The following is a 21,453-nucleotide window of genomic DNA, read 5'->3' as shown; positions in this document are numbered from 1 at the left end:
TACTTCCAAGTAGAATCCTAAAAAATTCACCTAATCGATTGATTTTCTTGTTTAATAAATGGAGCGTCTTGAAAAAGAACAATTGCTTGGTACTTCGTCTTTACAGAGAGAAAGTTGTCGCGATTCAATGGTTATGCTGTTCTAATTATAAGAAATCCTATACTTCAGATCAATGAATGTGACGACAAGCCAGGTCACAAAAAAAGCCGGTAAAGTAGATTCACTTTACCGGCTTTTAAAAATCAACTAGCTATTTACGCGGCCCGGCTACTCTGCGGACGACGAAGAATCGGCGAACGTAGCGTTTGCGAATTGGCTTCCTCAATCACCTGCTCGGAAACCATGCCGAGATGGTTGGCGCGTTTTAATACGTAGTCGAATGGTAGGTTGAAGTAATTCGCCACTTCGCTACGGAAGCTGTCGGGGAAACGCGACAGGCGCAGACCAAAAAACTTACGCACTTCAGCTTCAGGAAGCATAGCGGCCAGAGATACGCGCTCGGCTTCGGCCACTAATTCTTTCCGTGATGGATACAGATACTCCAGACCAACGGAAGCTGCCAGAATATTCAAAAACAAATTTTTATACATAGCCGACAATTCACTGGGCAGAATCACCCAGCCCTGCTCCCGGAATTTAGCCGAGAAACCTGTTAGCCCCTGCTCACCGCGAATTTCACCCGCAATAAATTCATCGGGGAAACGTAGTCGATCATCGGTTTTCTGCAATCGGAAAACAACCGCTTCAACGGGGCTTTTCTGAAACAGAAGATTCGCCGGGATGGCGCGCGTGTTTTCCCACTGGTCAGTCATGCGCATAAACAGACTTTCATTGACGGGCAGGTTGTCGGAGTTACCCAGACTAATCAACATCTGACGATAAGCGGCCAGAAAATCAATCTGGAGCTGGTTCGAATTCGAGCGTCCTTTTTTCATGCGGATTGAGTTGCCAGACGTGGGTTCATTACCGGAATCTGGCTCATTAGTATGGTTGTTTGTTGGAAATTGGGGAAGTAAATATACAGGATAAACCGCTGAAAACAAAGGGATAATTTCGACAAAATCAAGCCGATTTCGATAAGTTATTCGGCTGTTTTAGGGCCGTAATTAAAGGCGAATTGGGTCACTTGGTTGACGTTTGACAAGACGCAGTTTAACCTTTTCAATAACCTGCCAAAACGTAGCGTCAGCAGACCGACATTCGATTATATTTGATACGTACCAATGCTGCCTAATCAACTACGCTTGTCAGTCAGCGAATGATTATTACCCGCCGTTCTATATAGCTATGTCTCGTCGATTCTACCAAATTACTGGTTTCACTACGTATTGCTGTCTGGTTTTCGTTAGCGGTTTTTTATCCATCTCAACTCAGTTGTTTGCCCAGAAAACAGCGGAGGTGATGGCGTTCGATGTGACGATGAATCAGCCCGCTAATCACTTATTTCACGTAACCCTCCACTACGTAAATAAGGGCAGTGAAGCCATTGACTTTAAACTACCGGCCTGGACACCCGGGTATTACCAGCTAATGAATTATGCCAGTAACGTCGAAAATTTTCAGGCGACCGATAAGGCGGGCAAAGCCTTAAAATGGGAGAAGACAGGCAATAACACCTGGCGAGTGAATACAAATAAAGCCTCGGAGTTAAAGCTTTTGTATGACGTAAAAGCGACACGCAATTTTGTCGCTGGTAATTATCTGGACGAGAATAGAGGGTACATCTCACCGGCTGGCGTATTTATGCACGTAGCGAACCAGATTCAGCAGCCTGCTACCGTTACGCTTCATCCTTATTCTGGCTGGAAATCGACTATTGCTACGGGACTGGACTCGATTCCTGGCCAATCCAATACGTTTACCGCCCCTAATTTTGACGTATTGTATGATAGTCCGATGCTGATGGGCAACCTGGATCAACTGCCTTCGTTCACAGTGAATGGCATCCCGCACTATTTCGTTGGGTACAACATCGGAAAGTTTGACCAGCAGCAGTTCGTTAGCGATCTGAAAAAGATTGTAGAAGCAGGGGCCGCAGTCATTGGCGATATACCGTATAAGCATTACACATTTATTGCCATTGGACCGGGTGGGGGAGGTATTGAACATTTAAACTCTACCTCCATCAGCTTCGATGGCAACGGATTAAACACACCGCAGGGAAAATTACGCTTGTATAAATTCCTGGCCCACGAATATTTCCATCACTACAACGTAAAGCGCATTCGGCCTGTGTCGCTGGGGCCGTTTGATTATGATCGGGAAAACCGGACCAACATGCTCTGGGTTTCGGAAGGGTTTACGGTGTATTACGAATACCTGATCCTCCGTCGCGCCGGATTAATGACGGACGATGAATTGCTGAATGCACTACGTACCAACCTCTCTGCCTACGAAAACAAACCCGGTCATTTATTCCAGTCAGCAACCCAGGCCAGTTACGAAACCTGGGAAGACGGGCCCTTCGGCCGCACGGGCGACGATGCCTATAAAACGATTTCGTATTATGAGAAAGGCCCAGTTCTGGGTATGCTGCTCGACTTCAAAATCCGCCATGAGACGAAGAATAAGAAGTCGCTCGACGATGTAATGCAGACGCTTTATCAGGAATATTACCAGAAGAAAAACCGTGGGTTTACGGATCAGGAATTTCGGCAAGTGTCTGAAAAAACGGCCGGTACGTCCTTAATCGAGGTGTTCGATTATGCATCAACTGTTAAGCCCATCGATTACCCGAAATACCTTGCTTACGCTGGCCTGGCAGTTGACACTACGTTCAAACAAGTCTCTAAGGCATGGCTCGGTCTGGCCGTACGGGAAAAATCAGACAGCGTATACGTATCAGATGTTGACTGGGAGTCACCCGCCTGGAAAGCGGGCGTACGTAGCGGATCTGTAGTGTTAAAACTAAATGACCAACCAGCAACCGTTTCCGCTCTTAAATCACTTAATCCAGACGTACCCGTTAAACTGGTGGTGGCCCAACGTGGACAAGTCACTGAAAAGTCGATTACGCCGGGCAAAAAATCTGAGCGTAGTTTTCAGATAACCCGTTTACCCAATCCTGACAAACTACAGAACGCTATCCTGACTGACTGGCTTCGTAACTAGTTAAAGCCCAACGACCAAGCGCAAGGCTGGGTATACATTCTTAAAATTACTCATGTAGAGTTCCGGCTGAACTTTAAATAGTCCATTATGATAGACAGTACCCCCCAGGCGGATGGTATTTGGCTCAAAAAAGTACTCATTCCGACGTAGTGGTATACCAACATAAAAAGAAGCTATCTGTCGACTAAAGGCTACTGTACGTCTATCTTTATTGTAACGGTAAAAACTAACGCCCACGTTGAGAAAATCACGAACGGTGATGTCCGTATTCGATTGTCCAAAAAAGAAATTTCCGGTATAGCCTATGGTGTAGCCTACTCGTCGGAACTGGTTAGGAATCAGTTCGAGATCGAAGTTAAGTGATGGAATCCACTGTGTGCGAATAAGCCCTACGCCAATGCCGGGATGAAAACTGAGAAAAGGCTCGCCAGCAAGACCCGGCGTTTGGAAGGTTGGCTTGTTGTCAACGCTTTGAAGCAGGTCAAAGGTGTATCTGGGGTTGGTCAGGTTGTGATGTTTAAAGTCACGTACCGATTCAAGCGCTTGTTCTACTTTCGAATTAATCCCGCCTTTGCTGAGTAAACGTTCGAGGTCTTGTAAGCTATTGACGAAAAAATAGACGGCGAAATCGGTAGGTACGGCTTTGGCTAAAGCTGAAACCCAGGCAATCTGGAGCGTGTCCTGTTGTGTTTTTACTTGAACAGGTTCATCAGCATCACGGAACCGAAATGACGTAGTGGGTTGAGGCACGTAACGTAACGCCAGATCCCGGTCGGTATTACCCAGGCGATAAAGTGCATGCGTCGCCCGTGTCGGACTCTGAGTCGTGTCTTCCACCTTTCGGTAGTCAGCCACAAACAAACGTAGTACCGAATCGATGTTTTTGTGAGCCTGAACCTGCGCGTACTGATCGAAGCCAATGAGTAACGTATTGCGCTGACCCAAATCGACTTCAATATGGCTTATACCGACAAACTTTCGTCTGGCACCTGGCTGTGTTAAACGCGAACCGGTTGACTGAGACATAGAGATCTCAGCTACGCTCATCAGGAGCGTAGTAATCAGAAAAAATAAACGCATGATTATTGTGTTTTTTTAGTCGTAAGGTGAGTGATCAGGTCACTAGGGTAGGATTCTGATATCGGCTCCTCATTTCGTCCAGTACCTATGCGGACAAAATGATCGGGTCGATAGAGCTTGGGCTGGGTTTCTTCTTCAGCACGTAATTCATTTTCATGCATAACCCGAAATCGGCGTTTGGGCGCAACAACGGCTACGTTGGGTTTGTTACGTTCCGTTGGTTTTTCGATAGTGATAGGCATTTCCACCGGAAGTGGTGATTCAGAGTTTTGCGTGACAACGTTCACTGATTCGTCGGGCGGTGATGAAGGCGACTCAACTGCTATACTCACGTTTGAGCGATGACGGGTTTTTAAACGTACTTGGGATGTTGTATGGTCAGCAATGGCAGACTCTTCGACCAATACCTCACTGATGGGCTTTTTACCCTGATGACTTACACTTGGCGTATCTACATTACGTATCATGCTGCGCGTTACGTTCGTAGGATGATTCTCCGCTGATTGCTGTGACCAGAGCCAACCCAACACTAAGCTTGCCAGACAGGCTGCGGTCGCCCACCACATTATACTTACTTTTCGTCGCGAAGACGTAGCCTGAAGTTCAGGACGTAGTTGCGACCACAAGCGCTCTGGATCGAATGTTGAACCGGGTGGAGACGTATCGGGTAATTGCCGGAGCGATTGCTGCACCCACGAGTCAAGCGTTTCGTCGGGTTTCTGCTTCATAGCCGTAATGGGTTAACCAATTCTGTAATAAGGCACGCGCTTTATTCAGTTGCGATTTTGATGTGTTCTCCGAGATAGTCAACTGCTCTGCAATTTCACGATGGGTATATCCTTCAATCACGTACAGATTAAACACCGTCCGATAACCGGGAGGTAATTCCCGAATGAGTGCATAAATCCGTTCCGCATCCAGATTGGTATCAGGTAATGGAACAGAATCGGGTTGGCCTTCCACGTCGTCATCGGCCTGAAAAAGCGGCAGGTGTCGATTAGCTCGCAGGTATTGCAAGGCTTCATTGACCACAATACGTCGGAGCCAGGCTTCCAGCCCGTTATCGTCGCGATACGTAAAATCGCCAATGGCACGAAATGCTTTTAGAAAGCCGTTCATCAGCACTTCTTCAGCTTCGGGTTCATTCCGAACGTAACGCAAACTAACCCGAAACAACCGGTTCGCGTACTGGTCATACAGCCGCTTTTGGGCAAAGGAATTACCCCGCTGACACTGTTCGACAAGTTGCTTAGACATAACTAGTTCGGGTTAAACGACCTGGTTTCAATGACAGAAATGCCAGTTCTGAAAAAAGGGTTGCCTGCTGAGTGGAAAAAAAATTTATAAGACTTCGGCTGGAAATCTATACGCTACGTTAGTATACTCTTTTGGTAGATTCTGTTATTCGAGGTGCAAAAAAGCGTATTTGTCAATTTGTGTGATCAATACTATCAGGAAACCCTATTTTTGCCAAATAACCCATCTGCTCTCTTCTATTCATCAATGAATTATTCTCGACTGTCGTTTATTCGTCTAATTGGCACTTTCTTTAGTATTCTATGGGCTACATCTGCCCATGCTCAATCGTTCACTAAAACTGAAATTGCTCGCTGGCAGCAACAGGCTAAACAGATTACGATTACGCGCGATACGTGGGGTATTCCGCACATTTACGGTAAAACCGATGCCGACGTAGTGTTTGGCGTATTGTTCACGCAGTGCGAAGATGATTTTGCCCGCGTTGAGGAAAACTACATCGATGCTATTGGGCGCATGGCTGAAGTTGAAGGAGAGTCCGCGTTGTATCACGATTTGCGGGCCCGGCTGTTTCTGGACTCGACCCAGGCGATTGCTATCTACAAAAAGAGTCCGGGCTGGATGAAAAAACTGCTGGACGCGTTTGCTGATGGGACGAATTATTATCTCTATACGCACCCTGAGGTTAAGCCTAAATTACTGACCCGTTTTCAGCCGTGGATGCCGCTGATTTTCAGCGAAGGAAGCATTGGGGGAAATATCAGCGTGATATCGACTGAGCGGCTAAAGGCTTTCTATGAGCATAATAAATTTACCTCGTTAATCAACGATTTCGACAAATATGAGCGTGAACCCGTTGGCTCGAATGGCTTTGCGATTGCACCTTCTAAAAGTGCGACGAAAAATGCGATGTTGCTGATCAACCCGCACACATCGTTTTATTTTCGGTCAGAAGTGCAACTGAATAGTCAGGAAGGGCTGAATGCCTATGGCGCTGTTACGTGGGGCCAATTCTTTATTTATCAGGGCTTTAACGAATACTGTGGTTGGATGCACACGTCCAGCGGTGCCGATTCCATGGACGAGTACCTGGAAACCATCGAGAAGAAAGACAATACGTTCTTCTATCGATATGGCAATACGCTCAAACCCGTTCGTACGCAGAAAATAAAACTGCCGTATAAATCAGGTAATGGCATTCAGTACAAAGAATTTACGATGTATTGGACGCAACACGGCCCTGTTGTGGGGGAGAAAGATGGCAAATGGATTGCGGTCGATATGATGAACACGCCCCTGGAGGCCCTGGAACAGTCGTATTTGCGAACAAAAGCAAAAGGATACGCGAGCTACAAAGACGTCATGAAACTGAATGGCAACGCGTCCAATAACACCGTTTTTGCCGATCGCGACGGAAACATTGCCTATTGGCACGGTAATTTCATGCCGAAACGAGATTCTAAATTCGACTGGAGCCAGCCGGTTGAGGGCAGTAACCCCGAAACGGAATGGAAAGGCTTGCATTCGGTTGATGAACTCGTACAGGTGAAAAACCCCGCTAGTGGCTGGATTCAGAATTGCAATTCGACTCCTTTTACCGTATCGGGAAATAGCAGCCCTGCCAAAAGCCAATACCCGACCTACATGGCGCCCGATGCTGAAAATTATCGCGGTATCAATGCGGTTCGTGTGTTAAGCCAAAAATCAAATTTTACGCTCGATACGTTGATTGCGGCCGCGAACGACCCGCATCTAGCCGGTTTTGATGAATTGATTCCTGCTTTACTGACGGCTTACCAGACCGTATCAGCCGATTCAGCCAACAAATCCAAAGACGTAGCGGAAGCCATTCAAATTTTGAGAGATTGGAACAAATGTTACGGTATTACGTCCGTTGGAACAACACTGGCTATTTTCTGGGGCGAAAAAATTCAGCGTTTGGCCCGTAGTCGTGTTCCGGCTACTCAACACCTTGATTTCCTGAGTTTCACGGCTTTCGTGGTCGAAAAGACCACACCACAGGAAAAAGTAAACGTATTGAAAGAAGCAATTAGCGAACTGAACCGTGATTTCGGTACGTGGAAAACGCCCTGGGGCGACATCAACCGGTATCAACGCCTAACCGGAAAAATTCAGGAAACGTACGACGATCAAAAACCGAGTATTCCGGTTGGCTTTACCCCTTCTGTCTGGGGTTCGCTGGCGGCTTATGGCGCGCGTACGGCTCCCAATACTAAAAAGCGGTATGGCTACGTAGGCAATAGTTTTGTGGCTGTCGTGGAATTTGGTAAGAGAGTAAAAGCCCGTTCCGTCGTTACGGGCGGGCAGAGCAGTAAACCCGGCATGCAGCATTTTACCGACCAGGCGGGTATGTATTGCGAAGGGAAGTTTAAAGACGTCTGGTTTTATCCCGAAGATGTCAAGCAACACGTAGAGCGGACGTATCATCCGGGCGAGTAACTCTGTAAACTAAATGCATGGCAACCGTAGAAATTCGTAACCTCGTTAAACAGTATCCGGGTGCAGAAAAACCCGCCATCCCAAATGCCAATTTAACCATAGACGATCAATCGTTTGTTGTGCTGGTTGGACCGTCGGGCTGTGGTAAGTCAACGCTGTTACGGATGATTGCCGGGCTGGAAGACATTTCTGGGGGAGACTTACTGATCGACGGGCAGCGCATCAATAACCTCTCGCCCAAAGACCGCGACATTGCGATGGTGTTTCAGAATTACGCGCTTTATCCGCACATGAGCGTGTATGAGAACATGGCGTTTGGTCTGAAACTTCGCAAGTTTTCGAAAGCCGAGATTGACAAGCGCGTGCGGGCTGCCGCCGATATTTTGAGCATGAATGACCTGCTGGACCGCAAGCCGAAAGCCATGTCGGGTGGACAACGGCAGCGCGTAGCGATCGGCCGGGCCATTGTGCGCGAGCCGAAAGTGTTTCTGTTTGATGAGCCGCTCTCCAATCTCGATGCTAAACTACGGGTGCAGATGCGGGTGGAAATCAAGCGATTGCATCAGCGACTCAACGCGACCATGGTGTATGTTACCCACGATCAGGTGGAGGCCATGACCATGGGCGATAAAATTGTGGTGATGAAAGCGGGCGTCATTCAACAGGCCGATTCGCCCATGAATCTCTACTATGATCCGATAAACCTTTTCGTAGCCGGTTTTATTGGAAGTCCGTCCATGAACTTCAGTCGTGGCCAACTGGTCAATAAAAACGGTACGTTCCAATTCACGAATCAGGAACTTACATTTCAGATTCCTACTACGCAAGCTGAATCGTTGGAAGGCCAGGCCGGTAAGAACGTCGTTTTTGGGTTCCGCCCCGAACATGTGCACGACTGCCAGTTTGCAGCGGGTAAATCGCTGACTGAGCCGCAACGGATCACGATCGATGTTGTTGAGCCCATCGGCAGCGAAACCTTTGTTTACTTCACACTCACGGGGCAAACGTGTTGCCTGCGTGTCTCGTCGGATATTCGTTACCAGCCTGGGGACGTAATCGAAATTGGTTTTGATACCGACCGACTCTACTTCTTTGATGCGCAAACGGAAGAGCGGCTTCGATGACAACGTATTATAATGAGATTGGCAAGGCAACCACGGTTGTGTCCCAGCCCATGTACATCGTCGCAGTCTTGGCGTCTTTTTTGGCAAACTGAATCGAAAAATTCTCGAGTACATTGTCCGACTTTTGTACAGGTACATTAACGCGTGCTACGTCTAACGATTGGTTGTAGCTATAGGCGCCCCACTGATCCAGATCGGAACTTAAGATAATTGTCCATTCATTTTCATTTGGAATGGTCAATAAGGCGTAGTTACCAGCCGGTATTTTTTTGCCCCCGATCGTAACATCCTGATAGAATTTTATCTCCGGGGCTTCATTGGCACCTGCCCGCCAGACTTTACCGTAAGGCACTAATTTGCCGAAAACCTCGCGACCGTTCTTCGCCGGACGCGTATACGTAATCCGAACCATGGCCTTGTCATTGCCGATTTTGGCAGGAGCAAATTTGCGGTCGTGCGCGTAATCATCCGGATAATAAGCTATATCCATTGGTGATTTATCCAGACCTCTAAATGTCTGGGCATTGGCGCCAAAAAGTGCAAAGCAAAGTAAGCCGAACAGGAGACTAATTTTTTTCATGCTATTTGTAGAAAGAGGACTTTTTGTAAAACCCGTGGATTTCGCCATCTGCTGTAGACCTATGTGACTCGCAGTTTGGTTAGGGAGACGCTAAGATAGACGTCAATGAGCTAACTTTCTATAGGCTGCTGATCATTACTATGCTAAGAAGGGCCGCTGGTACATGTAAATTGGCCACGTACTAGCGGCCCTAATCAATTAGATTCCATATAAACTACGTAGGTTGCTTACTCCTGCGATAACGTACTGGCTCCGGATAGAGTTGAATTGATACGGGGCGTACCACGGTACCGTACGGTGCTGGCTCCACTGGCTTTTACGGTCAAGGCGTCCTGAACCCGAATCTTTGCGCTGCTGGCACCCGATACGTCCAGATCAGCCTGCGTAACCGGAAAATCGTAGGCTTCCAGCTTACTGGCTCCCGATAACTCACCTGCCAGCGTTGTGCCACTTCCGATGATAGCCGCTGATGACGCACCCGACAGATCAGTATTAAGGCGTGTAGCGGTAAGATTGAGATTTGCCTTTGACGCGCCTGATAACGTTACGTCTACTTCAGTCAAATTCGCAAAGCCTGTTATCGTTGATTGGACTGCGCTGGAGAAACTAACCCCACGTAACGTTGGCATAGTGATCGTGAAATACGTATCGTATCGCTGCCTACGCCCCGTTCCTCGATACTCAGCGTGGAATACGCCATTGTGTACGCTTAGATCCAAATCATTTACGTCGGCTTCATTCCCCCGTATATTGATGGCAAACGTACTGCCTGACCGCACGTCAACATGGAAGGCGCTGCCTATATCCAGTCGGTCGAAATTCGTTTGTGAATAGGTACGATTGACTTCCTTATATGGCCCCAGGTCCTGGTTGCAAGACTCCATCCAGATGGCGAGAAAGGCTATTAAAGCGTAAAAGATAGGTTGCTGTTTCATGGTCATGCTCGTTGTTTCTGACCATAAAGTTTAGCTGGCAGCGTCGGGGAAGCTACGTAGTATAATTCCAAACGAGTATTTTATACGTTAGAACGGCTAATTAGCAGGATGAATTGGGTACGGGGGCAGGGGTCGTGCGGCTCGATATAGCCCTTGACAGTTACCTGCTGTTCAGTCGGTTATATTGTTTCAAAACCTTGCGAATGCTCTCGTGGGGTAAGGCAGGGATAAAGTTATCGTTGATGCCGGTCATGTCTTTTGCCGCCACCAGAGCGTTCAGAATCGCTTCTTCAGTCGCCTGCGCCGTTGCCGTAAAGAGCGGGTCCATCTGGTCGTTTGTTAACATCTGCACCGGTTTCGTCTTTGCTTTTCGGTCGAAAATACCTGGATTGGCCGTTGAAAACGCCAGAAAAATGTCGCCCGAGCTATTGCCGCCGACACCGCCCATTTTACCGATACCCAGCGAAACACGTTGGGCGATACGTTTCAATTGGTGGGGCAATAACGGAGCATCGGTTGCCACAATGGCGATGATCGAACCACGCTCACCCGACTCCTTCGGTTTCGGTTTGCCATAGATTTGTTCGCCATCCATACGCCAGGCTAACGTATCGAGCAGCGCTTTCCCAACAGGGACGCCCGCAATTGTCAACTGCGCCCGACTGCCAAAATTGGCTTGTACAAGCACCCCTGTTGTGTAGCCATTCACGATTCTTGATGCGGTTCCAGTGCCACCTTTAAAGCCCAGGCAAATCATCCCCGTGCCGCCCCCGACGGCTCCTTCGGCAACAGGGCCACTTTTCGCGCCGTCGAGCGCCTGCATGACGTGTTCTTTGGTGACATGAAAGCCGTTGATGTCGTTCAGTACACCGTCATACGTTTCGGCGACAAGTGGGTACGAAAACCAGATATCGTTGCCCAGATCTTTGTAAAATTTGTTTTTGGCTTCCCAGGCAACAGCCGCATCACGAACGACGCCAACACTATGGGTATTCGTAATCAAAATGGGCGTTTCTAGGAACCCTGATTCCGTTACCCACGTAGTGCCCGTCATTTCGCCGTTTCCGTTCAGCGTGTGCCAATTGGCGAATACCGGGTCGCAGGTTTTGCCGCGCGGCAGAATAGCGGTTACGCCCGTACGTACCGGCCCCTTTCCGACCTCTAATTTACCGTTTCCCGAAATAAGCGTTACCATGCCTACTTCCACCCCCTTCACATCGGTGATGGCATTATATGGGCCGGGCATTCCATCAAGTGGTATATCCAGGTCACGGGCACGCGGCTTCGACTGGGCTGCTGCCAGAAGAGTAAAGCCAATAAGCAGGTAGGTAACTAGTAGGCTGGTGCGCATGAAAGCTGTAGTTAGAAGTGTTCCTGACTTTACTCGACCGTCACCGATTTCGCCAGATTTCTCGGCTGATCCACGTTACGTCCCCGCATCACAGCGATGTCGTAGGCTAGTAATTGCAGCGGAACGACCGATACCAGCGGCATAAGTATTTCATGGACTTTGGGAATCTCAATCGTGAAATCGACCATACCCGGTAAGTCTGTATCACCTTCGGTAGTAATGGCGATAACCCGGCCTTTGCGGGCTTTTACTTCCTGAATATTTGAAACGACTTTTTCGTAGGAAGAATCTTTCGTGGCGATCACCACCACCGGCATATCTTCGTCGATGAGGGCAATAGGACCGTGCTTCATTTCGGCGGCTGGATACCCTTCCGCGTGGATGTAGCTGATTTCCTTCAGCTTTAAGGCACCTTCCAGTGCAACGGGAAAATTCAGCCCCCGGCCGAGATAGATAAAATTACGGGCGTAGGTGAAGATGTAAGCGATTTCCTTAATCTTATCCGCAGCCTGCAATACTCGTTCAACTTTCGCCGGAATGCTTTCCAGCTCGGCCAGCAATAGTCGGAATAGTGAATCGGAAATAGTGCCTTTACGTTTTGCTGCAGCCAGGGCAATTAGCGTCAATACGGTTACCTGTGCCGTGAACGCCTTCGTACTGGCCACGCCAATTTCGGGTCCCGCGTGCGTATAAGCACCCGCATGCGTAGCCCGCGCTATGGATGAACCCACTACGTTGCAAACGCCGAAAATGGTAGCTCCCTTCGACTTCGCCAGTTCAATAGCGGCCAACGTATCGGCCGTTTCCCCCGATTGCGAAATGGCAATAACGATATCGCCCTCTTTAATAATCGGGTTCCGATACCGAAACTCCGATGCGTATTCTACTTCTACAGGAATTCGGGCCAGTTCTTCAAAAATATACTCGGCAACCAGGCCCGCATGCCAGGACGTACCACACCCAACAATCACGATACGTTTTGATTTCGCCAGTTTGTCCAAATAGTCGCGCAGACCGCCGAGTTGCAACGTACCGGCATCAACTTGGACCCGTCCACGCATGGAATCAGCAATGGAACGAGGCTGTTCAAAGATTTCCTTGAGCATGAAATGATCAAAACCACCTTTCTCAATGGCTTCAAGCTCCAATTCAATTTTGTGGACGTAAGGTGTTGTGGTTGTATTGTCGAGCGTAACAACTTTTAACGTACCATCTTTGATAACCGCAACTTCGTAATCGTTCAGGTAGATTACGTCTTTCGTGTATTCCACAATCGGCGTAGCGTCGGATGCCAGAAAAAACTCGTTCTCACCAACGCCAATTACCAGGGGCGAGCCTTTACGGGCGGCAATCAATTGTGTAGGATCAGCTTCGTTCATAATCACGATAGCGTAGGCACCGACAACTTCCTGTAACGCCAACCGGACGGCATTCTCTAACGTACCCCCTTGGTTTTCCCAGATGTCCTCAATAAACTGCCCTAAAACTTCGGTGTCGGTTTCGCTGGTGAACGTATGCCCTTTTTTTAGAAGTGCCTGTTTGATGGCCGCATAATTCTCAATGATACCGTTGTGGATGATAGCCAGCTTGCGATGGAATGAGTAATGCGGGTGTGCATTTACGTCGTTCGGCTCACCGTGCGTGGCCCAGCGCGTATGCCCCATTCCAATGGTTGCGTGTGTGTCCTTGCCATCGAGTTCATGCTCCAAAGCAACTACTTTGCCTTTTTTCTTATAGACTCGCAGACCCTGGCCGTTCATGAGAGCAACCCCGGCGCTGTCGTACCCCCGATATTCGAGCCGTTTTAATCCTTTTATGACTAATGGACACGCTTCACGGTGCCCAACATACGCTACGATGCCGCACATAAGTCAGTTGTTAGTTTTGGTCGTACAATGAATTGTAATCTGCTGGACCAGCTATTTTCGGAAGTAAAGTAAACGCAAAAAGCCGGACATTCCGGCTTTTTGCTACGTCGATCTAACGACTGGTCTACGTATTGAACGTTTCCGATGCCCATACACATCGAATAAGTAAGGTAAACGTTACGTCATCCCGCCAACTGTGTGTAAAGATTGTAGTAACGATCTGTTACATCCTCATCGTCAACGGCTTCAAATTTGTGCTCAGGCAGGTCAGTTAAAATAGCGTTCAGGCTTTCGCTGGACTCTTCGTCGGCCCGAACAACAGCATCGGCATACGTAGAACCAATACGGATAAATCCTTGAAAATCAGCTGTTTTTAATTCAGCCAGCATCTCATCGTCAATGTCCATCATGCGGGCTTTCTCGATGATGTCACCTTCGAACCGGTGCTCAAATGAATTGTTGTAAACCGTGAAAACTGACTTCGTGTCTTTAAACATTGGGTCGTTTTTGTAGGTTGTTTTCAGGTACAACGGAATCAGCGCGGTCATCCAGTCGTTACAGTGAACGATATCGGGCGCCCAACCCAGTTTCTTAACGGTTTCAAGCACTCCTTTGCAGAAGAAAATAGCCCGTTCATCGTTGTCGTCGTAGAACCGGTTCTCTTTGTCGTGGAAGACGTATTTTCGTTGGAAATAGTCTTCATTGTCAATGAAATAGACCTGTAATTTAGCGGTTGGAATTGAAGCTACCTTGATAATCAGCGGCTTCTCATCATCGCCTACGGCAATATTAATACCCGATAACCTTACTACTTCGTGCAACCGGTTTTTGCGTTCATTAATCAGACCGAAACGCGGCACCAGAATTCGGATTTCCATCCCCCGCTCTTGCATTGCCTGTGGCAGCTTGCGGACGAAGTCAGCTACATCAGAAGTTTTTAAAAAAGGGTTGATCTCGCTGGCTACGTACAGGATTCGTAATTTGCTCATAAGTAAGGGAACGTGTGTTGTCTGAGTGAATCAAAAAACTTGCAAAATTAAGCAAATTTTTTCCATATTTCAATACATTTTGCCTGAAAAAAGATACTCAACTCGTATCATTGCAGCCTGAAAAAAATAGAAACGTTATGCAGCTTTTTGACACGATTATCAGCCTTCGTCAATACGTAAATACAGTCCGTCCAACGCAAAAAATCGGCCTTGTTCCGACCATGGGTGCCCTGCATGAAGGGCACATAACGCTTATCGAAAAAGCGAAACAGGAGAACGACGTAGTGGTGAGCAGCGTCTTCGTCAATCCCACTCAATTCAATAATGCGGATGATCTTGCCCGCTACCCTCGGACACTGCAAGAAGATACCCGGAAACTTGAAGCGGCTGGCTGTGATGTGATTTTTGCTCCATCCGTAGAAGAAATGTATCCTGAACCTGTCACGCTTCGGCTAAACTTTGGCGAGTTGGAAACCACTATGGAAGGTGCGTTCCGGCCGGGGCATTTCAATGGCGTCGGGATTGTAGTGGCTAAACTCTTTAACATCGTCCAGCCCGATCGGGCTTATTTTGGTCAGAAAGATTTACAGCAGGTCGCTGTCATCCGCCGACTCATCCGTGACCTGAGTTTTCCGGTTGAGTTGATACGTTGTCCAACTGTACGCGAAGCTGATGGTCTGGCTATGTCGTCGCGTAACCGTAACCTTACGTCCGACGAGCGTGAGCAGGCCACTACGTTGTTTCAGGCATTAACGCTGGGTCGTGAACTCCTGGCTGAGGGATACGACGTAGATCGGGCGAAAGCGGCTGTCGCTGATTTTATAAACGACAGACCTCATTTTCGGTTAGAATACGTCGAAATTGTCAATGCTGATACGCTTCAGATTGCTAGTGAAGTGCTGGCGCCCGGTCAAACGGCTATTTGTCTGGCGGCTCATTTAGGCAAAGTCAGGCTGATTGACAATCTGGTGTTTTGATAAGTAACGATTATCTTTACAGAAGTAACGAACCAAGACTATGAAACCAATGAACACAGAAGAAACTCCTAACAAAACCATTGCCTTACTACGTCGGCTGGCTGCTGAAAAGCGGGAAACGAAACGGCAGATGCGGGAGTCTTTTGAGACTGACCCGGAAGTGCAAAATGCTATTGCTCGGTTGAAGCAACGTACTTATGAATCTGAATCAAAGTCCTTATGAATTTGAATACGTTGGTGGCGCGTCCAACTCTTACGTATTCGAGACCACTAATGAAGTTACCTACCAAGTTAAGTTTAAACCAACGCCTTATCTATTTGTGAACTTCCCTAAACTGGGAGAACAAGTTTATGAGTTAGTCATTGAATTAGTCTATCGTCCTACAGCGGACAAGCTTCGGGCAGATCCCGCGATTGGCCCAACTGTTCTTGCTATTTGTCGGGATTTCTTCGCCAATAAAGAACGGATTCTACTGTATATCTGTGAAACGGCCGATGCCCGTCATCTGGCTCGTGTTCGTAAGTTCGATGCCTGGTTCCGGGAGTTTACCACGTCAAAATTCTTAAAATTAGATATTCAGTTTCCCGATACGAACGGTCTGACTTATTACATCTCGCTCATTTTTCGACGTAATCATCCAGACCGCCATATCATCATCGACGAGTTTGACGTGCTTGCACAGCAGTATGACCCAGATAAGTAATATTATACTTATCAGTCCACAATTCGAAAGACCATTTTTGCTTTTGCCCGGGAGAGGGCGTTGAAATGCCACCACTCAAATTCAATCGGGCTGAAGCCACCCTGTCGCATGGCGGTCCGCAAAATGTGGCGATTGTCGATTTGCTGTTGCGTTAGTTTGCCCGACTTCAATAATTCATCTTCCTGAGACGGGTACGCTAGTTTACCAAAGAAATCGTATTTCGTGCCCATGTCTAATGGTTTCCCGTCTTTGGTGGCAACCGTCAAATCCACAGCACAGCCGTAACTATGAATAGAGCCTTTTCGTGGGTCTGCTACGTATTTCTGACGCTCGTTTTCCGACATATTAGGGAGAGCGTTCCAGAGTTTCCATTGAGCCGAACGGGGCCGCGCTGCATCATAAACAAGTAATCGCAGATCGGGATGATGTGCTTGTAGGTACTTGCTGGCCGCAGCAAGCTTCTGAGCGGCCATCGGTTGCATATACGCCCGGGTCAGATCATCGTACACATCTTTACCAATGAAATTGTCGGTCGTCGAATATTTGAGTTCAACCAGAATACTGGGGTCTACTTTCTGTACGTCAACCAAACCTTGCTTGATCATAACCTGCTCGACTTTGGGCTGGGCTGAGAGCGAAAGAGCGAAGGAGTAAATAAGCGAAAAAACAGTCAGGAAAACAGAGATAAAGTGCATTACTACGTTTACAGAAAATTGGTTTGAGACGAATGTTCGCGTAAACTTACGGGATTTCTAAACTGACAAGCGCAAATAGTAGCGAGGTAGCTTCACTCTTTCGCTCATTCGCTCTTTCACTCTTTGTGAACGATGGCACTAAACTACATCTGGGTTGCTTTCTTTGTTATTGCGTTTTTGGTGGCGCTCGCCAAGTTGATTTTTCTGGGTGATACCGAAATTTTTAAAATCATTGTCGAAGGTTTGTTTGAATCATCGAAGGTGGCCGTCATGGATATTGCCTTGCCGCTGGCGGGTGTGATGACGTTTTTTTTGGGATTGCTCAATGTGGGAGAAAAAGCTGGCGCTATTAATCTGATGGCGCGCGTCATTGGTCCTTTTTTCAATAAACTCTTTCCGGAAGTACCGAGAAACCATCCGGCGAACGGGCAGATGATCATGAATTTTTCGGCGAATATGCTGGGTCTGGATAACGCTGCAACGCCTTTCGGATTGCGGGCGATGGCTAGTCTACAGGAATTGAATCCCAACAAAGAATCGGCTTCCAATGCTCAGATTATGTTCCTGGTGCTGCATACATCGGGACTACAGATTATCCCGCTCAGTATCATGGCACAACGGGCCATTCTGGGCGCAAAAGACCCATCCGACGTGTTTATTCCGTGTGTAATCGGCACCTACGTAACGACTGTGATTGCCTTAATAGCGGTTGGAATTAAGCAACGGATAAACTTAATAAATACCACCGTACTAGGTTGGCTGGGAGGTATCACAACGTTACTTGGACTGGCTTTGTGGTTTTTGTCGGGTAAGCCGAAAGAAGAGATCGAAATAATTTCGAAGGTAACAGGTAATCTGATTCTGCTGACTATTGTCGTTTCCTTTCTGTTAGGCGCGTTACGTCGGAAAGTGCCGATTTTTGAAACCTTTATTGAAGGCGCAAAGGGAGGTTTTGAAACAACCGTAAAAATTATTCCTTATCTCGTTGGTATGCTGGTTGCTATCGGTGCCTTCCGAAATGCGGGCGCTATGGACTATCTCGTTGGAGGATTAAAATATCTGTTTGCATTAACAGGCATGAATACCGATTTTACCGACGCCCTGCCCGTTGCGCTTATGAAGCCCCTGAGTGGTGCCGGAGCGCGTGCGCTGATGATCGACTCCATGAAACAATTTGGACCCGATTCGTTCGTGGGGAGATTGGTCTGTATCTTTCAGGGATCGGCTGATACAACGTTTTATATCGTAGCGTTATATTTCGGTTCGGTTGGTATCCGTAATTCACGGTATGCCATTCCGTATGGCCTGTTCGCTGATTTCGTTGGTGTAATCGCTGGTATTGCACTCGGGTATTTCTTTTTTCACTGACCAAAAACGTTGGAGTAGCTGTTATATTTGGTAAAGAAAGGAAAGCAGATATGTCAACGATTCAAATACAGGTCAGCGATAAGACACTTGCCCGATATGGTACTCAGGCGTTAATAGAACGACTTGAACGACTTTTGGCCTGGGAGGAATTAAGTGTGGAAGCGCAGGAAATTAAAAAATCCTTGAATGACGCAAATATCTCTTTGGAAGAAATTTCAGAGGAAGTTCGTCAGAGGGCTTGGGATAAATACAAATACACAATTGAAGATAAACTTCCACCCGAGGCTTTTGAGTAATTTCTCTTTTGATTGCCTTTGACACGCACACTTCCGGCTACTGGCCCGTCGGAATAACGACTTTAAATAGGTCGTTTTAATTCTTGCTCTGCCTATGATTCCATCACTTCGCTCTCGCGAATTCGTTATTGATGCTAATCTAATATCCTGTTTAGTTTTCTGATTAGTGGTCGGGACACTCATCTGAAGTTTCTTGCCGACAATCGAATTTTCACAACGGATTTTGTATTTGAGGAACTCCAATTACATCAGGAAGTTATTAGCCAACGTACTAAGCTGCTGCCAGACAAGTTTCAACAATTTGTTTTAACTGTGTTTGAACGGGTTACCGTTGTACCAAATTTGCTGACTAGTACGCAGAGTTATTATCAGGCGTTTATGTTGTGCCGTGATATTGATCCAAAAGATACCGATTACGTTGCCTTGTCAATACAACTGGATATACCTTTGCTTACTCGTGATAAACCTCTAGCCGATGGTTTGCGCACAAAGAGCTTTAAGAATATCATTACATTGGAGGAATTATTCCGCCAACTTGACGAACCTGACTCAACTAATCAACCGAATGAACATTACCCAAGTCCGCGAACATCTCCATCGACTGATTGACGAAGTAGATGATATCTACGTATTAAATGGCCTTTACCGAAATCTCCTCTCCGATAAACGCCAGCGTGACGAATACGAACGTGAGCAGGCCGAAAAAGCGAAGCGGCAAAATGGGGCCACAAATCGTCGTTCTGGAAACTAACCAATCTACTTAGATCAAGCCGGATAGCCCGCTGATTGTTAGAGCGACGATAATGGCGTTGAAAGCAAACGAGAGCACACCATGCGCCAGTGCTGTTCGACGCATAATTTTCGATCCAATCGCTACGTCAGATACCTGACTGGTCATACCGATGACAAACGAGAAATAAGCGAAGTCGAGAAAATCGGGTTCCTCTTCGTGTGGGAAATCAAGTCCACCGGGCCGTTTCTTCTGTTTTTCATCATTACCGTAGTACAGGTGAGCGTATCGGAGCGTGAAAACCGTATGAACTAAACTCCAGGCACTGATAACCGCCAGCGCTGCTAACAGAACGTGCTGCGGCTGGTTTGGGTCCTGCTTGTTAGTCGATCCGAGCAGATCAATCACGGCAAATAAACTGGCCATTGCTGCGGCAATAGCAAATACCAGAATTAACGTCCGGCTTGAGTCTTCCATCCGCGACAGGCTGGGCAGATCGCGGGGATGGGCAATAAAAATAGTCACCCAGGCCAGTAACAATACCGTTGACGCGAACGCAATCCAGACAATTGTCAGGTGAATTGACGTAAAAAATGGGGCAGGTACTACAAAAAAAGTCAGCGTGGCAACAAGGAGCGCAATGGTCAACCGGTGATTGGAATCGAAATGGCTAATTTTGCGAAGTAAAGCAGAGAACATGATTCTGATATAAAACGTAACGTACTGCATAGATAACCATAACTGTACGATTTCAGCTACGATGAGTCTTATAACCAAACCGTCTCAACATCAGGTTGTCCAGATTGGTACGCCGAAGGAGAAAGCCATTCTGTCGAAGTCGCAGAAAGAGTTTAACCGGCTCATCCGAAAAATAGAAAAACTAAGCAGCGAGTTACACGATCTGCGCGAGGCCACCCAGCACATTCAACTACGTATACAACGGGATTATCGACCTTTAGTTGAACAATATGCTCAGTACAGAGCCGATATGGTACGCGTATTCGATCGGGCCTACGAGAATAAGGATTTCTCGAAAACCGAGAAGAAAAAACTGGCTGATCTTATTTTGAACGTAGCGTTTGAGTTAATTGATCAATACGGTATCGATGACCTCAAACCCATTTATGATAAATACGACACGAATGGATTTGACAAGACAAATACGGAATCGGACGAGCTAACCGCCGATCTGATGAAGGAGATGATGAGCAATATGTTCGGCATTCAGTTTGATGAGACTGTTGATCTCAGCGATCCGCAGAAAATGACGGCCTACGTGCAGGAGCAACTGGCGCAACGGGAAAGCGCCGAAGCCGAACGTCAGCAACAGGCCACTGAACAACGTAATAAGAAGCCTAAATCGGAAAAACAACAGGCCCGGGAAGCGAAAAAACAGGTTGACGAACGTAACATTACGAAGGCCGTACGGACGTTGTATATGGATTTAGTAAAAGCCTTTCACCCTGACCGTGAGCCGGACGAGGCCGAGAAACAGCGTAAAACTGAGGTGATGCATCGCGTAACGGACGCCTACGAAAAAAGCGATTTGCTGGCCTTGTTACGTTTGCAACTCGAATTTGAGCACATCGACCAGACACACCTCGAAAATCTGGCCGAAGAGCAGCTCAAGTACTATAATAAGATCCTGAAACAGCAATCTGAAGAGCTGGACAACGAATTCTTTACGTTACAAAATGAACTGGCGGCCATGACGGGCAGACCATCCTTTGCGGTCAGTTCGCCGATTGCCCTGGAGTTTAGTCTCAACAGTGACATCGCCCAAATGAAGCGGGACATCAAACAAATCAAATCCGACGTAAAAGCGTTTGCTGACCCAGGTTTATTGAAGAAATGGTTGAAAACGTACCGCATCCAGAAACCAGATGATCTTTCGTTTTTCGATTTTTAATGGTATCACGGACTTTAGT

The 21,453-nt window shown here is 47.3% G+C and carries 22 protein-coding genes; 11 read left to right on the top strand and 11 right to left on the bottom strand.

Translation table 11 applies throughout. From position 1 onward, the window contains the following. Positions 1 to 254: 254 nt before the first annotated feature. The gene (locus tag IC230_RS26280) at positions 255 to 935 is read right to left on the bottom strand and encodes a hypothetical protein (RefSeq protein WP_191042048.1); all 681 of its coding nucleotides are present in this window, start codon (positions 933 to 935) and stop codon (positions 255 to 257) included. A gap of 352 nt (positions 936 to 1,287) precedes the next feature. On the opposite strand from IC230_RS26280, the gene IC230_RS26275 reads away from it, so the two are divergent. Further along, positions 1,288 to 3,111, top strand: a complete 1,824-nt coding sequence (locus IC230_RS26275; protein WP_191042047.1) for a M61 family metallopeptidase — start codon at positions 1,288 to 1,290, stop codon at positions 3,109 to 3,111. On the opposite strand, the gene IC230_RS26270 is transcribed toward IC230_RS26275, so the two are convergent. From IC230_RS26270 to IC230_RS26260, 3 genes are read right to left on the bottom strand one after another with little or no spacing between them, the layout of a single operon-like run. After that, positions 3,112 to 4,191: a hypothetical protein gene (locus tag IC230_RS26270; RefSeq protein ID WP_191042046.1), complete on the bottom strand. Its 1,080-nt coding sequence runs from the start codon at positions 4,189 to 4,191 to the stop codon at positions 3,112 to 3,114. It lies immediately after the preceding gene. Positions 4,192 to 4,193: 2 nt separating this feature from the next. Continuing rightward, positions 4,194 to 4,919, bottom strand: a complete 726-nt coding sequence (locus IC230_RS26265) for a hypothetical protein (protein WP_191042045.1) — start codon at positions 4,917 to 4,919, stop codon at positions 4,194 to 4,196. After that, positions 4,891 to 5,448, bottom strand: coding sequence for an RNA polymerase sigma factor (locus tag IC230_RS26260; RefSeq protein WP_191042044.1), 558 nt, complete (start codon positions 5,446 to 5,448; stop codon positions 4,891 to 4,893). Before IC230_RS26260 ends, IC230_RS26265 begins: the two co-directional genes overlap by 29 nt. A gap of 246 nt (positions 5,449 to 5,694) precedes the next feature. On the opposite strand from IC230_RS26260, the gene IC230_RS26255 reads away from it, so the two are divergent. Continuing rightward, positions 5,695 to 7,908, top strand: a complete 2,214-nt coding sequence (locus IC230_RS26255; protein ID WP_191042043.1) for a penicillin acylase family protein — start codon at positions 5,695 to 5,697, stop codon at positions 7,906 to 7,908. Between the two features lie 17 nt (positions 7,909 to 7,925). Beyond that, positions 7,926 to 9,032 (top strand): ABC transporter ATP-binding protein, encoded by a 1,107-nt coding sequence (locus tag IC230_RS26250; protein ID WP_191042042.1) that lies wholly within the window; start codon positions 7,926 to 7,928, stop codon positions 9,030 to 9,032. A 7-nt stretch (positions 9,033 to 9,039) separates the two neighbouring features. Here the strand turns inward: IC230_RS26250 and IC230_RS26245 are convergent, their stop codons facing one another. From IC230_RS26245 to IC230_RS26225, 5 genes are all read right to left on the bottom strand, one after another. Further along, positions 9,040 to 9,612 carry a DUF2911 domain-containing protein gene (locus tag IC230_RS26245; protein WP_191042041.1) on the bottom strand — a complete coding sequence of 191 codons (573 nt, stop codon included), beginning with the start codon at positions 9,610 to 9,612 and terminating at the stop codon, positions 9,040 to 9,042. A 227-nt stretch (positions 9,613 to 9,839) separates the two neighbouring features. Beyond that, positions 9,840 to 10,547 carry a GIN domain-containing protein gene (locus tag IC230_RS26240; RefSeq protein ID WP_223860855.1) on the bottom strand — a complete coding sequence of 236 codons (708 nt, stop codon included), beginning with the start codon at positions 10,545 to 10,547 and terminating at the stop codon, positions 9,840 to 9,842. A gap of 160 nt (positions 10,548 to 10,707) precedes the next feature. Then, positions 10,708 to 11,898, bottom strand: coding sequence for a DmpA family aminopeptidase (locus IC230_RS26235; RefSeq protein WP_191042039.1), 1,191 nt, complete (start codon positions 11,896 to 11,898; stop codon positions 10,708 to 10,710). A 29-nt stretch (positions 11,899 to 11,927) separates the two neighbouring features. Continuing rightward, the gene (gene glmS, locus IC230_RS26230) at positions 11,928 to 13,766 is read right to left on the bottom strand and encodes a glutamine--fructose-6-phosphate transaminase (isomerizing) (protein ID WP_191042038.1); all 1,839 of its coding nucleotides are present in this window, start codon (positions 13,764 to 13,766) and stop codon (positions 11,928 to 11,930) included. 182 nt (positions 13,767 to 13,948) lie between these two features. Beyond that, the gene (locus tag IC230_RS26225) at positions 13,949 to 14,755 is read right to left on the bottom strand and encodes a glycogen/starch synthase (RefSeq protein WP_191042037.1); all 807 of its coding nucleotides are present in this window, start codon (positions 14,753 to 14,755) and stop codon (positions 13,949 to 13,951) included. 137 nt (positions 14,756 to 14,892) lie between these two features. Here IC230_RS26225 and panC point away from each other — a divergent pair, with 137 nt between their 5' ends. The 3 genes from panC to IC230_RS26210 are packed head-to-tail and all read left to right on the top strand — an operon-like array spanning position 14,893 to position 16,436. Then, on the top strand, positions 14,893 to 15,732 hold the full coding sequence (panC, locus tag IC230_RS26220) for a pantoate--beta-alanine ligase (protein WP_191042036.1): 840 nt from the start codon (positions 14,893 to 14,895) through the stop codon (positions 15,730 to 15,732). A 49-nt stretch (positions 15,733 to 15,781) separates the two neighbouring features. Next, positions 15,782 to 15,955, top strand: a complete 174-nt coding sequence (locus tag IC230_RS26215) for a hypothetical protein (protein ID WP_191042035.1) — start codon at positions 15,782 to 15,784, stop codon at positions 15,953 to 15,955. Then, complete coding sequence (locus IC230_RS26210; RefSeq protein WP_191042034.1) at positions 15,930 to 16,436, top strand: DUF6169 family protein; 507 nt, start codon at positions 15,930 to 15,932, stop codon at positions 16,434 to 16,436. The genes IC230_RS26215 and IC230_RS26210 overlap by 26 nt, the downstream gene beginning before the upstream one ends. An 11-nt stretch (positions 16,437 to 16,447) precedes the next feature. Here IC230_RS26210 and IC230_RS26205 read toward each other — a convergent pair whose 3' ends face one another. Then, positions 16,448 to 17,131: a M15 family metallopeptidase gene (locus IC230_RS26205; protein WP_191042033.1), complete on the bottom strand. Its 684-nt coding sequence runs from the start codon at positions 17,129 to 17,131 to the stop codon at positions 16,448 to 16,450. 132 nt (positions 17,132 to 17,263) lie between these two features. Here IC230_RS26205 and IC230_RS26200 point away from each other — a divergent pair, with 132 nt between their 5' ends. The 4 genes from IC230_RS26200 to IC230_RS26185 all read left to right on the top strand — a co-directional run bounded on the left by IC230_RS26200 (position 17,264) and on the right by IC230_RS26185 (position 19,546). Beyond that, positions 17,264 to 18,499 (top strand): nucleoside recognition domain-containing protein, encoded by a 1,236-nt coding sequence (locus IC230_RS26200; RefSeq protein ID WP_191042032.1) that lies wholly within the window; start codon positions 17,264 to 17,266, stop codon positions 18,497 to 18,499. Positions 18,500 to 18,549: 50 nt separating this feature from the next. Further along, positions 18,550 to 18,795 carry a hypothetical protein gene (locus IC230_RS26195; RefSeq protein ID WP_191042031.1) on the top strand — a complete coding sequence of 82 codons (246 nt, stop codon included), beginning with the start codon at positions 18,550 to 18,552 and terminating at the stop codon, positions 18,793 to 18,795. Positions 18,796 to 18,939: 144 nt separating this feature from the next. Beyond that, positions 18,940 to 19,404 carry a PIN domain-containing protein gene (locus IC230_RS34850; protein WP_191042139.1) on the top strand — a complete coding sequence of 155 codons (465 nt, stop codon included), beginning with the start codon at positions 18,940 to 18,942 and terminating at the stop codon, positions 19,402 to 19,404. Further along, the gene (locus IC230_RS26185) at positions 19,361 to 19,546 is read left to right on the top strand and encodes a hypothetical protein (protein ID WP_191042030.1); all 186 of its coding nucleotides are present in this window, start codon (positions 19,361 to 19,363) and stop codon (positions 19,544 to 19,546) included. The genes IC230_RS34850 and IC230_RS26185 overlap by 44 nt, the downstream gene beginning before the upstream one ends. Before the next feature lie 9 nt (positions 19,547 to 19,555). Here the strand turns inward: IC230_RS26185 and IC230_RS26180 are convergent, their stop codons facing one another. Further along, a complete protein-coding gene (locus IC230_RS26180; protein ID WP_191042029.1) occupies positions 19,556 to 20,224 on the bottom strand; it encodes a DUF1345 domain-containing protein in 669 nt (222 codons plus the stop codon). 61 nt (positions 20,225 to 20,285) lie between these two features. On the opposite strand from IC230_RS26180, the gene IC230_RS26175 reads away from it, so the two are divergent. Continuing rightward, positions 20,286 to 21,434: a hypothetical protein gene (locus IC230_RS26175; RefSeq protein ID WP_223860854.1), complete on the top strand. Its 1,149-nt coding sequence runs from the start codon at positions 20,286 to 20,288 to the stop codon at positions 21,432 to 21,434. Positions 21,435 to 21,453 lie beyond the last annotated feature (19 nt).

The organism is Spirosoma validum, from assembly GCF_014699035.1.
Lineage (GTDB): Bacteria > Bacteroidota > Bacteroidia > Cytophagales > Spirosomataceae > Spirosoma > Spirosoma validum.
The sequence above is the reverse complement of the archived record's forward strand: the minus strand, read 5'-3'. Positions and strand labels throughout refer to the sequence as shown.

Excerpts from the sequence above, each read along its gene's own strand:
- IC230_RS26255 (WP_191042043.1), top strand. The coding sequence starts at position 5,695 with ATGAATTATTCTCGACTGTCGTTTATTCGTCTAATTGGCACTTTCTTT.
- IC230_RS26265 (WP_191042045.1), bottom strand. The coding sequence starts at position 4,919 with ATGAAGCAGAAACCCGACGAAACGCTTGACTCGTGGGTGCAGCAATCG.
- IC230_RS26180 (WP_191042029.1), bottom strand. The coding sequence starts at position 20,224 with ATGTTCTCTGCTTTACTTCGCAAAATTAGCCATTTCGATTCCAATCAC.
- IC230_RS26250 (WP_191042042.1), top strand. The coding sequence starts at position 7,926 with ATGGCAACCGTAGAAATTCGTAACCTCGTTAAACAGTATCCGGGTGCA.
- IC230_RS26200 (WP_191042032.1), top strand. The coding sequence starts at position 17,264 with ATGGCACTAAACTACATCTGGGTTGCTTTCTTTGTTATTGCGTTTTTG.
- IC230_RS26195 (WP_191042031.1), top strand. The coding sequence starts at position 18,550 with ATGTCAACGATTCAAATACAGGTCAGCGATAAGACACTTGCCCGATAT.
- IC230_RS26185 (WP_191042030.1), top strand. The coding sequence starts at position 19,361 with ATGAACATTACCCAAGTCCGCGAACATCTCCATCGACTGATTGACGAA.
- IC230_RS26235 (WP_191042039.1), bottom strand. The coding sequence starts at position 11,898 with ATGCGCACCAGCCTACTAGTTACCTACCTGCTTATTGGCTTTACTCTT.
- glmS (WP_191042038.1), bottom strand. The coding sequence starts at position 13,766 with ATGTGCGGCATCGTAGCGTATGTTGGGCACCGTGAAGCGTGTCCATTA.
- IC230_RS26270 (WP_191042046.1), bottom strand. The coding sequence starts at position 4,191 with ATGCGTTTATTTTTTCTGATTACTACGCTCCTGATGAGCGTAGCTGAG.
- IC230_RS26215 (WP_191042035.1), top strand. The coding sequence starts at position 15,782 with ATGAACACAGAAGAAACTCCTAACAAAACCATTGCCTTACTACGTCGG.
- IC230_RS26225 (WP_191042037.1), bottom strand. The coding sequence starts at position 14,755 with ATGAGCAAATTACGAATCCTGTACGTAGCCAGCGAGATCAACCCTTTT.
- IC230_RS26210 (WP_191042034.1), top strand. The coding sequence starts at position 15,930 with ATGAATCTGAATCAAAGTCCTTATGAATTTGAATACGTTGGTGGCGCG.
- panC (WP_191042036.1), top strand. The coding sequence starts at position 14,893 with ATGCAGCTTTTTGACACGATTATCAGCCTTCGTCAATACGTAAATACA.
- IC230_RS26245 (WP_191042041.1), bottom strand. The coding sequence starts at position 9,612 with ATGAAAAAAATTAGTCTCCTGTTCGGCTTACTTTGCTTTGCACTTTTT.
- IC230_RS26275 (WP_191042047.1), top strand. The coding sequence starts at position 1,288 with ATGTCTCGTCGATTCTACCAAATTACTGGTTTCACTACGTATTGCTGT.
- IC230_RS26280 (WP_191042048.1), bottom strand. The coding sequence starts at position 935 with ATGAAAAAAGGACGCTCGAATTCGAACCAGCTCCAGATTGATTTTCTG.
- IC230_RS26175 (WP_223860854.1), top strand. The coding sequence starts at position 20,286 with ATGAGTCTTATAACCAAACCGTCTCAACATCAGGTTGTCCAGATTGGT.
- IC230_RS26205 (WP_191042033.1), bottom strand. The coding sequence starts at position 17,131 with ATGCACTTTATCTCTGTTTTCCTGACTGTTTTTTCGCTTATTTACTCC.
- IC230_RS26240 (WP_223860855.1), bottom strand. The coding sequence starts at position 10,547 with ATGAAACAGCAACCTATCTTTTACGCTTTAATAGCCTTTCTCGCCATC.
- IC230_RS26260 (WP_191042044.1), bottom strand. The coding sequence starts at position 5,448 with ATGTCTAAGCAACTTGTCGAACAGTGTCAGCGGGGTAATTCCTTTGCC.